This is a genomic window from Curtobacterium sp. MCJR17_020, from assembly GCF_003234365.2.
In the GTDB taxonomy this organism is placed as follows: Bacteria; Actinomycetota; Actinomycetes; order Actinomycetales; family Microbacteriaceae; genus Curtobacterium.
The window spans coordinates 2485891-2500066 of sequence record NZ_CP126260.1 but is presented as its reverse complement, the minus strand read 5'-3'; the positions used below and the strand labels follow the sequence as shown (position 1 = coordinate 2500066).

General features: G+C 64.4%; 8 protein-coding genes, 1 tRNA gene and 3 rRNA genes. All 12 read left to right on the top strand.

Going from position 1 to position 14176, the window contains the following annotated elements; all coding sequences use genetic code 11:
• Positions 1-8 precede the first annotated feature (8 nt).
• The 12 genes from DEJ14_RS11755 to DEJ14_RS11700 all read left to right on the top strand — a co-directional run bounded on the left by DEJ14_RS11755 (position 9) and on the right by DEJ14_RS11700 (position 14024).
• Complete coding sequence (locus DEJ14_RS11755; protein WP_111085937.1) at positions 9-473, top strand: hypothetical protein; 465 nt, start codon at positions 9-11, stop codon at positions 471-473.
• Positions 470-850 (top strand): hypothetical protein, encoded by a 381-nt coding sequence (locus tag DEJ14_RS11750; RefSeq protein WP_111085936.1) that lies wholly within the window; start codon positions 470-472, stop codon positions 848-850. Before DEJ14_RS11755 ends, DEJ14_RS11750 begins: the two co-directional genes overlap by 4 nt.
• Before the next feature lie 78 nt (positions 851-928).
• On the top strand, positions 929-2518 hold the full coding sequence (gene serA / locus DEJ14_RS11745; protein WP_111085935.1) for a phosphoglycerate dehydrogenase: 1590 nt from the start codon (positions 929-931) through the stop codon (positions 2516-2518).
• A complete protein-coding gene (locus DEJ14_RS11740) occupies positions 2518-3588 on the top strand; it encodes a 3-isopropylmalate dehydrogenase (protein WP_111085934.1) in 1071 nt (356 codons plus the stop codon). The genes serA and DEJ14_RS11740 overlap by 1 nt, the downstream gene beginning before the upstream one ends.
• A gap of 15 nt (positions 3589-3603) precedes the next feature.
• Entirely contained in the window at positions 3604-4713 is a 1110-nt protein-coding gene (locus DEJ14_RS11735; protein ID WP_111085933.1) for a branched-chain amino acid aminotransferase, read from the top strand.
• A 30-nt stretch (positions 4714-4743) separates the two neighbouring features.
• The gene (locus tag DEJ14_RS11730; RefSeq protein ID WP_111085932.1) at positions 4744-5514 is read left to right on the top strand and encodes a fumarylacetoacetate hydrolase family protein; all 771 of its coding nucleotides are present in this window, start codon (positions 4744-4746) and stop codon (positions 5512-5514) included.
• A gap of 464 nt (positions 5515-5978) precedes the next feature.
• Positions 5979-7500 (top strand): 16S ribosomal RNA (locus DEJ14_RS11725).
• 429 nt (positions 7501-7929) lie between these two features.
• A 23S ribosomal RNA gene (locus tag DEJ14_RS11720) occupies positions 7930-11057 on the top strand.
• A gap of 137 nt (positions 11058-11194) precedes the next feature.
• A 5S ribosomal RNA gene (gene rrf / locus DEJ14_RS11715) occupies positions 11195-11311 on the top strand.
• The 16S, 23S and 5S rRNA genes sit together here, the layout of an rRNA operon.
• 99 nt (positions 11312-11410) lie before the next feature.
• Positions 11411-12898 (top strand): glutamate--tRNA ligase, encoded by a 1488-nt coding sequence (gene gltX, locus DEJ14_RS11710; protein WP_111086024.1) that lies wholly within the window; start codon positions 11411-11413, stop codon positions 12896-12898.
• Positions 12899-12908: 10 nt separating this feature from the next.
• On the top strand, positions 12909-13907 hold the full coding sequence (locus tag DEJ14_RS11705) for an NAD(P)/FAD-dependent oxidoreductase (protein WP_111086025.1): 999 nt from the start codon (positions 12909-12911) through the stop codon (positions 13905-13907).
• Positions 13908-13952: 45 nt separating this feature from the next.
• A tRNA-Gln gene (locus DEJ14_RS11700) sits at positions 13953-14024 on the top strand.
• Positions 14025-14176 lie beyond the last annotated feature (152 nt).

The window sequence follows — 14176 nt, the reverse complement described above, 5'->3', positions numbered from 1 at the left end:
ATCGAGGCATGAACACGGCAGCATCCCCACCCGACGGGTCGGTCGACCCGGACGTGACGAACGCCGTCGACCACGACGACGAGGCGCTCAGCTGGGGTGACGCCGACGACGCCACCCACGTCGACGCCGCGCACAACCCGGTCGCCGTCAAGGACCGTGGCGACCGCGACCCCGAGGCACCGGAGACCTCCGGCGCCCTCGTCGGGTTCGGCGTGTTCGGTGGGCTCTACCTGCTCTACACGGTCGCCTGGCTGCTGACGGCGTCGACCTCGTACGTCTCGGGTGTCGACACCGTCCTGACGGTCTTCGTCGAGGTGCTCCGGTTCCTCGCCATCCTGGCGCCGGCGCTGTGGTTCACGGTGGTGCTGTGGGCCGCCCGCGGCAGCCGGACCCGGACACGACTGCTCTGGATGCTGCTCGGAGCCGTGGTGCTGTTCCCGTGGCCGTTCCTGCTGACGCGGAGCTTCGGGTGACCGCCGCGACGCCGATCGGCCGCCGGTCGCGCGGTCCGGTCGTCGGCCGCATCGCGGTCTGGCTCGTGTTCGCCGTGCTGTTCGCCTACATGACGGTGCAGGCGGTGGGGAACCTCACGCAGATCTCGCAGCGGGTGGACGAGTTCAACGCGTTCCTCGCGACCACCTCCGGTGGCGAGTCGCTGCAGGCGAGCACGCCCTGGCTGTGGCTGGTCCTGGACATCCTGATCGCCCCGGTCGCCTTCGTGGTCGCCCTGGTGATCACGCGTCGTGCGCGGCTCGCGGTCACCCTCGCCGTGTTCGTCCTCGCCTTCGCGGCGGCCGGCGCCCTCTGGCTCGACCTGCAGCTGTTCGTGCCGAGCCTGCTGCAGTTCTAGGCGCGCGCGGTCGTAACGGGCCGCGCACGTCGATAGCATGGTGGGATACCAACCGTCTCTCGTGAGGAAACAGCAGCTGTGTCGAAGCCGGTCGTCCTGATCGCCGAAGAACTCTCGCCCGCCACGGTCGACGCCCTCGGGCCCGACTTCGAGATCCGGAACGTGGACGGCACCGACCGCCCCGCGCTCCTGTCGGCCCTCGCCGACGCGGATGCCGTGCTGGTGCGTTCCGCCACCAAGGTCGATGCCGAGGCGATCGCCGCGGCCCCGAACCTCAAGGTCGTCGCCCGTGCCGGTGTCGGCCTGGACAACGTCGACATCAAGGCGGCGACCACCGCCGGTGTCATGGTGGTGAACGCGCCGACGTCGAACATCATCTCCGCCGCCGAGCTCACCGTCGGGCACATCCTGTCGCTCGCCCGCCACATCCCGGCCGCGCACGCGTCGCTGGCCGCCGGTGCGTGGAAGCGCTCGTCGTACACCGGCGTCGAGCTCTACGAGAAGACCGTCGGCATCATCGGTCTCGGCCGCATCGGCGCGCTCATCACGCAGCGCCTGCAGGCCTTCGGCGTCCAGGTGATCGCGTACGACCCCTACGTCACGACGGCCCGCGCCCAGCAGCTCGGGGTCGAGCTCGTCTCGCTCGACGACCTGCTGCAGCGCGCCGACTTCGTCACGATCCACATGCCGCGAACGCCCGAGACCCTCGGCATGATCTCGGACGACCAGTTCGCGCTCATGAAGCCGACGGCGTTCGTCGTGAACGTCGCCCGCGGCGGCCTGATCGACGAGGACGCCCTGCACCGCGCACTGACCGCGAACACCATCGCGGGTGCCGGCCTCGACGTCTTCGTGTCGGAGCCCCCGAAGGACTCCCCGCTCGTCTCGCTGCCCAACGTCGTCGTCACGCCGCACCTGGGTGCCTCGACGGACGAAGCGCAGGAGAAGGCCGGCGTCTCGGTCGCCAAGTCGGTGCGTCTCGCCCTCGGCGGCGAGCTCGTTCCGGACGCGGTCAACGTCGCCGGCGGCGTCATCGACCCGTACGTCCGCCCCGGCATCCCGCTCGTCGAGAAGCTCGGCCAGGTCTTCACGGCCCTCGCCACGTCGCCGGTCACGAGCATCGACGTCGAGGTCCACGGCGAGCTCGCCGAGTACGACGTCAGCGTGCTCAAGCTCGCGGCGCTCAAGGGCGTCTTTACCGACGTCGTCAGCGACCAGGTCTCCTACGTCAACGCCCCGCTCATCGCGGAGCAGCGCGGTGTCACCGTGCGGCTCATCACCGAGACCGACAGCCCCGAGTACCGCAACGTGCTCACGATCCGCGGCGCCCAGTCCGACGGCCCCGCGATCAGCGTCTCCGGCACGCTCACCGGCCCCAAGCAGGTCGAGAAGCTCGTCGAGATCAACGGCCACGACGTCGAGGTCCCGCTCGACCGGCACCACGTCGTCATGGAGTACGTCGACCGCCCGGGCATCGTCGCGGTCTACGGCAAGGAGTTCGGCGAGGCCGGCATCAACATCGCTGCGATGCAGATCTCGCGCGAAGCCGCCGGCGGACAGGCGCTCAGCGTCCTCACCGTCGACTCGCCGGTGCCCGCCGAGATCCTCGAGCACGTCGGCCGGGCGATCGACGCCTCCTCGCTCCGCGAGATCGACATCACGCTCTGATGGCCGTCCGGACGCTCCAGCTCGCGGTGATCCGCGGGGACGGCATCGGACCAGAGGTGGTCGACGAGGCCCTCAAGGTCCTGCACGCCGTGACCCCGGACGACCTCGTCATCGAGGAGACCCCGTTCTCCCTCGGTGCGACGCGCTACCTCGAGACCGGTGACATCCTCACCGAGGACGACATGTCCGCCATCGCCTCGCACGACGCGATCCTGCTCGGAGCGGTCGGCGGGGATCCCCGCGACCCCCGGCTCGCCGGCGGGATCATCGAGCGTGGGCTCCTGCTGAAGCTGCGCTTCGCGTTCGACCACTACGTCAACCTGCGACCGACCAAGGTCCACGACGCCGTCACGACGCCGCTCGCCGACCCGGGCGCGGTGGACTTCGTCGTCGTGCGCGAGGGCACCGAGGGGCCGTACGTCGGCAACGGCGGCGCCATCCGCACGGGCACGCCGCAGGAGATCGCGACCGAGGTCTCGCTGAACACCGCGTTCGGTGTCGAGCGGGTCGTCCGCTACGCCTTCGACCTGGCGAACCGTCGGGCACGGAAGCACCTCACGCTCGTGCACAAGAGCAACGTCCTGGTGCACGCCGGGGCCCTGTGGCAGCGCACGGTCGCGGCCGTCGGGGCGGAGTTCCCGGACGTCACGGTGGACTACCAGCACGTCGATGCGGTCACCATCCACATGGTGCGGGATCCTGCTAGGTTCGACGTCATCGTCACCGACAACCTCTTCGGCGACATCATCACCGACCTGGCCGGCGCGATCAGCGGCGGCATCGGTCTGGCGGCCTCGGGCAACATCAACCCGGACGGCACCTTCCCCAGCATGTTCGAGCCGGTCCACGGCTCCGCGCCGGACATCGCGGGTCAGCAGAAGGCCGATCCCACGGCCGCCATCCTCTCCGTCGCACTGCTGCTCGACCACATCGGTCGCAGCGACCTCGCGACGGCGGTGACGCGGGCCGTCGAGGCGGACCTGGCAGACCGGGGCACCACGCAGCGTCGCACGGCCGAGATCGGCGACGCCATCGCCGCCGCGGCCACGGCACGCACCACCACCGCCTGAGAAGGAGCCCTCCCCATGAGCACCGACACCGCCTTCGGACTCGAGTTCGCCACCACCCCGTCGGCGGACCGCCGCGCCGCCGCCGAGCGCGAGGAGATCCTCGCCGACCCGGGCTTCGGCAAGCACTTCACGGACCACATGGCCACCGTCGAGTGGACGCTCGACGGTGGTTGGCACGGTGCCTCGGTCCACCCCTACGGCCCGCTCTCGCTCGACCCCAGCGCCAGCGTGCTGCACTACGCGCAGGAGATCTTCGAGGGGCTCAAGGCGTACCGGCACGCGGACGGGTCGGTGTGGTCCTTCCGCCCGGACGCCAACGCCCGTCGGTTCCAGCGGTCGGCCCGTCGGCTGGCGCTGCCGGAACTGCCGGTCGAGGCCTTCGTCGAGTCGATCCGGCAGCTCGTGCAGACCGACGTCGACTGGGTGCCGTCCGCACCCGAGACGAGCCTGTACCTCCGGCCGTTCATGATCGCGACCGAGTCGTTCCTGGGGGTGCGTGCGGCGCAGGCGGTGGGGTACCACTGCATCGCGAGCCCGGCCGGGGCGTACTTCACCTCGGGCCCGAAGCCGGTCTCGATCTGGCTGTCGACCCAGTACGCCCGCGCCGGCAAGGGCGGGACCGGTGCCGCCAAGACCGGTGGCAACTACGCGTCGTCGCTGCTGCCCCAGCAGGAGGCGTACGAGCACGGGTGCCAGCAGGTCATGTTCCTCGACTCGGTCGAGGGCAAGTACCTCGAAGAGCTCGGTGGCATGAACGTCGTGCTCGTGAAGTCCGACGGCACGCTCGTCACGCCGGACTCCGACTCCATCCTCGAGGGCATCACGCGCGACTCGATCCTGCAGTTGGCAGAGGACCGCGGGCTCACGGTCGAGAAGCGTCGCGTGACCCTCGACGAATGGCGTGACGGTGTGGCCGACGGCTCCATCACCGAGGCGTTCGCCTGCGGGACGGCCGCCGTCGTGACCCCGATCGCGGAGCTCCGCGGCGAGGGCTTCACGATCGGTTCGCCGACCGAGGGCGCCGGGGAACTCACGATGTCCCTGCGCGACGAGCTCACCGACATCCAGTACGGCCGTCGTCCCGACCCGCACGGGTGGATGACGAAGCTGACCGACGCGTCCTGATCGACGCTCGGGCGTGGGTAGGGTCGAACGGTGAAGATCGCACGGTTCAGCAGCAAGGGTGAAGACCCCCGGTACGGCATCCTCGACGAGCGGCACCTGGTGGTGCTCGCCGGAGACCCGATGTACCAGGGGTTCGAGACCACGGGGGAGCGCGTCGCACTCGCCGACGCCAAGCTCCTCGCCCCCGTCATCCCGCGGTCGAAGGTCATCGGGGTGGGGCTCAACTACCTCGAGCACGCCTCGGAGATGGACGAGCGCGCCGGCGACGACCCGGTGGTGTTCCTCAAGCCGAACACCTCGGTGATCGGTCCCGACGAACCCATCCGTCTGCCGGCGGACATCGGACGCGTCGACCACGAGGGCGAACTCGCCATCGTGATCGGATCGCTCGCCAAGAACGTCCGGCGCGAGGACTTCGCGAGCGTCGTGCTCGGGTACACGATCGCCAACGACGTGACCGCCCGCGACCTGCAGGCCCGCGACGGCCAGTGGACCCGTTCGAAGGGGTTCGACACCTTCTGCCCGCTCGGCCCCGTGATCGAGACCGAGATCGACCCGTCGGACATCCGCATCGAGACCCGCGTGGACGGCGACCTGCGCCAGGCGGGTTCGACGAACGAGATGGTCCACGACATCCCCTCGCTGGTCGAGTTCGTGTCGTCGATCTGGACCCTGCTGCCCGGCGACGTCATCCTGACCGGCACCCCGGCCGGCGTCGGCCAGATCCGCGACGGCGAGGTGGTCGAGGTCACGATCTCGGGCATCGGCACGCTCAAGAACCCGGTGATCGCGCGCCACTGACCCGGCTCGTCACCACGACGGCCCGTTCCCCCTCGGGGGAGCGGGCCGTTCCGCGTTCGGGGCCGTTCCGCGCGACACGCCCGGGATGCAGCCTGGCTTGGCGCAGCCGTTCGTCCCTGCGTAAAGTAATCACTCGTTGCCACGGCGGCGGAGAACGGAACGGCTGAGACGGTCACTGGGTTTACCCGGGGATCTTGTCCGCCACGGTTCTTCCCCGGGTAGCGGATTCACCAGCCTCTCTGGCGGAGCATCTTCGGGTGTCGAGCGGGGGAGTGCGTCTGGTCCTTGAGAACTCAACAGCGTGCACATTGTCAATGCCAATTTATTGATTGACCTCGTGCCTGGCCTTCCTTCGGGTTGGTCGGGTTTGAGACAATTCCTTTTGGATTGAAGATTGTCAGTAGACAGTCAACAGTCAGAATCAACTCGGTCTGATGCCTTTCGGGGTGTTGGGTCTGTATTTTTTTACGGAGAGTTTGATCCTGGCTCAGGACGAACGCTGGCGGCGTGCTTAACACATGCAAGTCGAACGATGATGCCCAGCTTGCTGGGTGGATTAGTGGCGAACGGGTGAGTAACACGTGAGTAACCTGCCCCTGACTCTGGGATAAGCGTTGGAAACGACGTCTAATACTGGATATGATCACTGGCCGCATGGTCTGGTGGTGGAAAGATTTTTTGGTTGGGGATGGACTCGCGGCCTATCAGCTTGTTGGTGAGGTAATGGCTCACCAAGGCGACGACGGGTAGCCGGCCTGAGAGGGTGACCGGCCACACTGGGACTGAGACACGGCCCAGACTCCTACGGGAGGCAGCAGTGGGGAATATTGCACAATGGGCGAAAGCCTGATGCAGCAACGCCGCGTGAGGGATGACGGCCTTCGGGTTGTAAACCTCTTTTAGTAGGGAAGAAGCGAAAGTGACGGTACCTGCAGAAAAAGCACCGGCTAACTACGTGCCAGCAGCCGCGGTAATACGTAGGGTGCAAGCGTTGTCCGGAATTATTGGGCGTAAAGAGCTCGTAGGCGGTTTGTCGCGTCTGCTGTGAAATCCCGAGGCTCAACCTCGGGCTTGCAGTGGGTACGGGCAGACTAGAGTGCGGTAGGGGAGATTGGAATTCCTGGTGTAGCGGTGGAATGCGCAGATATCAGGAGGAACACCGATGGCGAAGGCAGATCTCTGGGCCGTAACTGACGCTGAGGAGCGAAAGCATGGGGAGCGAACAGGATTAGATACCCTGGTAGTCCATGCCGTAAACGTTGGGCGCTAGATGTAGGGACCTTTCCACGGTTTCTGTGTCGTAGCTAACGCATTAAGCGCCCCGCCTGGGGAGTACGGCCGCAAGGCTAAAACTCAAAGGAATTGACGGGGGCCCGCACAAGCGGCGGAGCATGCGGATTAATTCGATGCAACGCGAAGAACCTTACCAAGGCTTGACATACACCGGAAACGGCCAGAGATGGTCGCCCCCTTGTGGTCGGTGTACAGGTGGTGCATGGTTGTCGTCAGCTCGTGTCGTGAGATGTTGGGTTAAGTCCCGCAACGAGCGCAACCCTCGTTCTATGTTGCCAGCGGGTTATGCCGGGGACTCATAGGAGACTGCCGGGGTCAACTCGGAGGAAGGTGGGGATGACGTCAAATCATCATGCCCCTTATGTCTTGGGCTTCACGCATGCTACAATGGCCGGTACAAAGGGCTGCGATACCGTAAGGTGGAGCGAATCCCAAAAAGCCGGTCTCAGTTCGGATTGAGGTCTGCAACTCGACCTCATGAAGTCGGAGTCGCTAGTAATCGCAGATCAGCAACGCTGCGGTGAATACGTTCCCGGGCCTTGTACACACCGCCCGTCAAGTCATGAAAGTCGGTAACACCCGAAGCCGGTGGCCTAACCCTTGTGGAAGGAGCCGTCGAAGGTGGGATCGGTGATTAGGACTAAGTCGTAACAAGGTAGCCGTACCGGAAGGTGCGGCTGGATCACCTCCTTTCTAAGGAGCATCTGGCCTCGTGTGCCCTTCGGGGTGGGCGTGGTCCAGGCGCCGAGTAACCCGAACGTGGTTGCCGGTAGCTCATGGGTGGAACATTGACAGTGCAGTTGGGAGTGATGCTTCCGACCTCAGTACGCTCTGCTTGCAGGGTTGGGACGGGTCGGGGTGGAGTTGCCTGCTGGTGCACGTTGTTGGGTCCTGAGGGACCAGGCTTCCTGCTGACATGAGAGTGTCTGGTGGGGGTTGGGCCTACGGGTCCTTCGTTGGGCCGCATGAAGCACTGTCATTGGACGGTGGGGAGTGTGGTGCCGATCGTATGTTGAGAACTACACAGTGGACGCGAGCATCTTTGATTCGCGTCATCCAATCGACCGGGCACTTTTGGTGTTCGTGTTGTGGGTGATGACGGATCGCAATTTTAATCTTTGTGGTCAAGTTTCTAAGAGCAAACGGTGGATGCCTTGGCATCTGGAGCCGAAGAAGGACGTAGAAATCTGCGATAAGCCTCGGGGAGCTGATAATCGAGCCCTGATCCGAGGATTTCCGAATGGGGAAACCCCGCTGGGCGCTTTTGTGACCTGGTGACTCCCGCCTGAATATATAGGGCGGGTAGAGGGAACGTGGGGAAGTGAAACATCTCAGTACCCACAGGAAGAGAAAACAACATGTGATTCCGTGAGTAGTGGCGAGCGAAAGCGGATGAGGCTAAACCGATCATGTGTGATAGCCGGCGGGCGTTGCATGGTCGGGGTTGTGGGACACGTCACTCAGTTCTGCCGGACTGGGGCGGTTACAGCGCATCATAGTCGAACCGGTTTGAAAGCCGGGCCGTAGTGGGTGCCAGCCCCGTAGACGAAATGGTGTTATGGCCGGATGTGTATCCCAAGTAGCACGGGGCCCGAGAAATCCCGTGTGAATCTGTCAGGACCACCTGATAAGCCTAAATACTCCCAGATGACCGATAGCGGACAAGTACCGTGAGGGAAAGGTGAAAAGTACCCCGGGAGGGGAGTGAAATAGTACCTGAAACCGTTTGCTTACAAACCGTCGGAGCCTCCTTAGTAGGGGTGACGGCGTGCCTTTTGAAGAATGAGCCTGCGAGTTAGTGATATGTGGCGAGGTTAACCCGTGTGGGGCAGCCGTAGCGAAAGCGAGTCTGAATAGGGCGTTTGAGTCGCATGTTCTAGACCCGAAGCGAAGTGATCTATCCATGGCCAGGTTGAAGCGACGGTAAGACGTCGTGGAGGACCGAACCCACTTCAGTTGAAAATGGAGGGGATGAGCTGTGGATAGGGGTGAAAGGCCAATCAAACTTCGTGATAGCTGGTTCTCTCCGAAATGCATTTAGGTGCAGCGTTGCGTGTTTCTCGCCGGAGGTAGAGCTACTGGATGGCCGATGGGCCTCAACAGGTTACTGACGTCAGCCAAACTCCGAATGCCGGTGAGTGAGAGCGCAGCAGTGAGACGGTGGGGGATAAGCTTCATCGTCGAGAGGGAAACAACCCAGACTACCAACTAAGGTCCCTAAGCGTGTGCTAAGTGGGAAAGGATGTGGAGTTGCATAGACAACCAGGAGGTTGGCTTAGAAGCAGCCACCCTTGAAAGAGTGCGTAATAGCTCACTGGTCAAGTGATTCCGCGCCGACAATGTAACGGGGCTCAAGCACACCACCGAAGTTGTAGATTTCGCACACTAGACAAGCCTTCGTGGTTCAGTCGTGCGGAGTGGTAGGAGAGCGTCGTGTGGCGAGTGAAGCGGCGGAGTGATCCAGCCGTGGACGCTACACGAGTGAGAATGCAGGCATGAGTAGCGAAAGACGGGTGAGAAACCCGTCCTCCGAAAGACCAAGGGTTCCAGGGCCAGGTTAATCCGCCCTGGGTAAGTCGGGACCTAAGGCGAGGCCGACAGGCGTAGTCGATGGACAACGGGTTGATATTCCCGTACCGGCGAACAACCGCCCAAGCTAATCCAGTGGTGCTAAGAGTCCTAACCCGGACGTCCGGATCCCTTCGGGGTGATGGTGGCCGGTCTAACGCTCGACCCCATGCTGGTGCGGTTAGCGTATGAACAGGTGTGACGCAGGAAGGTAGCTGAGCCAGGCGATGGTATCCGTAAGGTGAACCTGGTGTAAGGATGTAGGGCTGACGATAGGCAAATCCGTCGTCTGTGTGCCTGAGATCCGACGCGTACCCGTAAGGGGAAATCAGTGATCCTATGCTGCCGAGAAAAGCATCGACGCGAGGTTGCAGCCGCCCGTACCCGAAACCGACTCAGGTGGTCAGGTAGAGAATACCAAGGAGATCGAGAGAATCGTGGTTAAGGAACTCGGCAAAATGCCCCCGTAACTTCGGGAGAAGGGGGGCCGGACACGTGACCGGATTTACTCCGTGAGCGTTGAAGGCCGCAGAGACCAGTGGGAAGCGACTGTTTACTAAAAACACAGGTCCGTGCGAAGTCGCAAGACGATGTATACGGACTGACGCCTGCCCGGTGCTGGAAGGTTAAGAGGAAGGGTTAGCCTTTGGGCGAAGCTCTGAATTTAAGCCCCAGTAAACGGCGGTGGTAACTATAACCATCCTAAGGTAGCGAAATTCCTTGTCGGGTAAGTTCCGACCTGCACGAATGGCGTAACGACTTCCCAGCTGTCTCAACCGCGAACTCGGCGAAATTGCACTACGAGTAAAGATGCTCGTTACGCGCAGCAGGACGGAAAGACCCCGTGACCTTTACTACAGTTTGGTATTGGTGTTCGGTGTGGCTTGTGTAGGATAGGTGGGAGACTGTGAAGCGGGCACGCTAGTGTTCGTGGAGTCATTGTTGAAATACCACTCTGGTCACTCTGGATGTCTAACGTAGGACCCTGATCGGGTTCATGGACAGTGCCTGATGGGTAGTTTAACTGGGGCGGTTGCCTCCCAAAGAGTAACGGAGGCGCCCAAAGGTTCCCTCAACCTGGTTGGCAATCAGGTGGCGAGTGTAAGTGCACAAGGGAGCTTGACTGTGAGACTGACAGGTCGAGCAGGGACGAAAGTCGGGACTAGTGATCCGGCAGTGGCTTGTGGAAGCGCTGTCGCTCAACGGATAAAAGGTACCTCGGGGATAACAGGCTGATCTTGCCCAAGAGTCCATATCGACGGCATGGTTTGGCACCTCGATGTCGGCTCGTCGCATCCTGGGGCTGGAGTAGGTCCCAAGGGTTGGGCTGTTCGCCCATTAAAGCGGTACGCGAGCTGGGTTTAGAACGTCGTGAGACAGTTCGGTCCCTATCCGCTGCGCGCGTTGGAAATTTGAGAAGATCTATCCCTAGTACGAGAGGACCGGGATGGACGAACCTCTGGTGTGTCAGTTGTTCTGCCAAGGGCACCGCTGATTAGCTACGTTCGGACCGGATAACCGCTGAAAGCATCTAAGCGGGAAGCCGTCTTCGAGATGAGATTTCCATGCACCTTGAGTGTGAGAGGCTCCCAGCAGACTACTGGGTTGATAGGCCGGATGTGGAAGCGGGGACTAACGACCCGTGGAGCTGACCGGTACTAATAAGCCGAAGACTTGATAACACACTGATTTCCGTGCACCTGGTGCACGGGCTCGCGTCCACTTTGTGGTTCCCGACAGACGATCGGGAATCAAACTGAATAAATAGCTCAGCTACAGCTGGGACATGTTTGAGACCGTGGTTCATGGTCGACAGTGTTCCGGTGGTCATAGCGAGAGGGAAACGCCCGGTCACATTCCGAACCCGGAAGCTAAGCCTCTCAGCGCCGATGGTACTGCAAGGGGGACCTTGTGGGAGAGTAGGACGCCGCCGGACTTAACGTAGCAACACCAGGGAACCCCTGACCCATAAGGTCAGGGGTTTTCTGCGTTCACGGGTCGCTCGAGCAGGGCGTGACGGTAGCATTGGCGGGTCATGACTGCGCCATTCACCACTGCTTCCGGGTCCGAGATCCGCGTCCGTTTCTGCCCGAGCCCGACGGGGACCCCGCACGTGGGGCTCATCCGCACGGCGCTCTTCAACTGGGCGTACGCACGCCACACCGGCGGCAAGCTCGTGTTCCGCATCGAGGACACCGACCCCGCGCGGGACAGCGAAGAGTCCTACGCGCAGATCCTCGACGGCCTGCGCTGGCTCCGGCTGGACTGGGACGAGGGCGTCGACGCCGGCGGTGAGCACGGACCGTACCGGCAGTCGGAGCGGACCGCGATCTACGACGACGTCATCGCGAAGCTCAAGGCGTCCGGGCACATCTACGAGTCCTTCGTCACGCCCGAGGAGATGGAGGCCCGCAACAAGGCCGCCGGGCGCGATCCGAAGCAGGGTTACGACAACCACGAGCGGGACCTGTCCGACGACGAGCGTCAGGCGTTCCGCGACCAGGGCCGCGAGCCGGCGCTGCGACTCCGGGTCCCGGACCGTGACCTGAGCTTCGACGACCTCGTCCGTGGCGAGATCACCTTCAAGCAGGGGACGTTCCCGGACTTCGTGGTCGTCCGGCCGAACGGCAAGCCGCTGTACACGTTCACGAACCCGGTGGACGACGCCCTGATGGGCATCACGCACGTCCTGCGCGGCGAGGACCTGCTGTCGTCGACCCCGCGGCAGATCGCCCTGTACGAGGCGCTGTACGAGATCGGGCTCGCACCGGCGATCCCGGTGTTCGGCCACCTGCCGTACGTCATGGGCGAGGGCAACAAGAAGCTCTCGAAGCGCGACCCCGAGGCGAACCTGTTCCACCACCGCGACGCCGGCATGATCCCCGAGGGGCTCGTCAACTACCTGGCGCTGCTCGGGTGGTCGATCGGTGCCGACCGCGACGTCTTCTCGATCGACGAGATGGTGGCGGCGTTCGACGTCACCGACGTCAACCCGAACCCGGCGCGCTTCGACCACAAGAAGGCCGAGGCGATCAACGGCGACCACATCCGGTTGCTCGAGCCGTCGGACTTCCGCTCCCGGCTCCTGCCGTACCTGACCGACCTCGTGGCCGACCCGCCGACCGCGGAGCAGACCGAGGTCCTGACGAAGGCGGCGCCGCTCGTCCAGGAGCGCATGCAGCTGCTCGGTGAGGCCCCGGCGATGCTCGGGTTCCTGTTCACCGCCGACGCCGACCTGGTGGTCGAGGACGACGCACTGGCATCGCTCAAGGGCGACACCGGCGCCGTGCTCACGGCCGGCATCGCGGCGCTCGAGCAGCTCGACGACTGGCGGACCGAGGCGATCGAGGGTGCCCTCCGCACGGCGCTCATCGACGACCTCGGGCTGAAGCCCCGGGTCGCCTTCGGTCCGCTGCGCGTGGGGGTGTCCGGACGCCGGATCAGCCCGCCGCTCTTCGAGTCGATGGAGATCCTCGGCAAGGAGTCCACCCTGACGCGGCTCCGCGCCCTCGCGGCCCGCTGAGCGGCGAACCATGAGCACCGCGGGAAGCGCTGCAGGACCCTCGGACGCGCCGAGTACCCCGGTCGTCCACGACGTCGCGGTCATCGGCGCCGGGCCGGCCGGCTTGAGCGCTGCGCTCAACCTGGTGCGGGCGAAGCGCACGGTGCTCCTCGTCGACGCCAACCGGCCACGCAACGCCGCGACCCTGCGGTCGCACGGCTTCCTGACGCGGGACGGGATATCCCCGCTCGAGCTCCGGAAGCTCGGTCGCGCCGAGGTCGAGGAGTACCCCGAGGCGACGATCGTGCAGGCCGTGGTCGACCTGGTGGCCCCCGACGCCGACGGCTGGCGGCTGCACGGGACCTGGCGCGGTGCGGAGGTGGACGCGCGGGCGCGGACCGTCGTCGTCGCCACGGGACTGCGCGAGGAGTTCCCGGCACTGCCGATGCTCCGTGCGTTCTACGGCACCGCGGTGCACAGCTGCGTCGAGTGCGATGCGTACGAGAAGGCGGGGGAGCCGCTCGCGTTCATCTGCGAGACCGACGACGTCGTGGACCGGGCACTGCTCATCGCGGCTTGGGCCGACGACCTCATCGTCTACACGAACGGTGTCGCGCCGCTCGACGACGCGGGACGAGCCCGGCTGGCGCGTGCCGGTGTCGCGGTCGACGAGCGGGTGATCGAGGACCTCGAGGGCGACCGGACCGGCATGACCGGGGTCCGGCTCGTCGACGGTCACGTGGAGCCGCGGACGGGCGGGTTCGTCCGACCGACGTGGCACGCCGACCTCGACTGGCTGCGCACCGACACGCCCGGCGCGCCGACCGCCCCGGAGCGCGATGCCCACGGACTCCTCGTCGTCGACCGGGTCGGCCGGACGACGGTTCCCGGCCTGTACGCCGTGGGGGACGTGACCCCTCCCGGGCCGGAGCAGCTCATCGTCGCCGCCGGGCACGGTGCCACGACGGCCGCGGCAGTGCACCGAGACCTCGTGGGTGGTCTCGTGGACCTCCGGGATGCTGTACAGTAGTTGATCGTGCCCCGGACAACGGGGACAGAAGGCCAGCAGGTCTTTTGGGGTATGGTGTAATTGGCAACACAGCGGTTTCTGGTACCGTCGTTCTTGGTTCGAGTCCAGGTACCCCAGCACTCGAAGAACAGCCCCCGGGATCCCCGGGGGCTGTTCTCGTCTCCGGATTCGTGCGCCGCCATCGCCTCCATCGGAGATCCACAGGCTCCGGACTGCGCATTCCGAGGTTGCGCGGAACCGCACGATGCTCCGCGCCCGCCCGGGCCGCC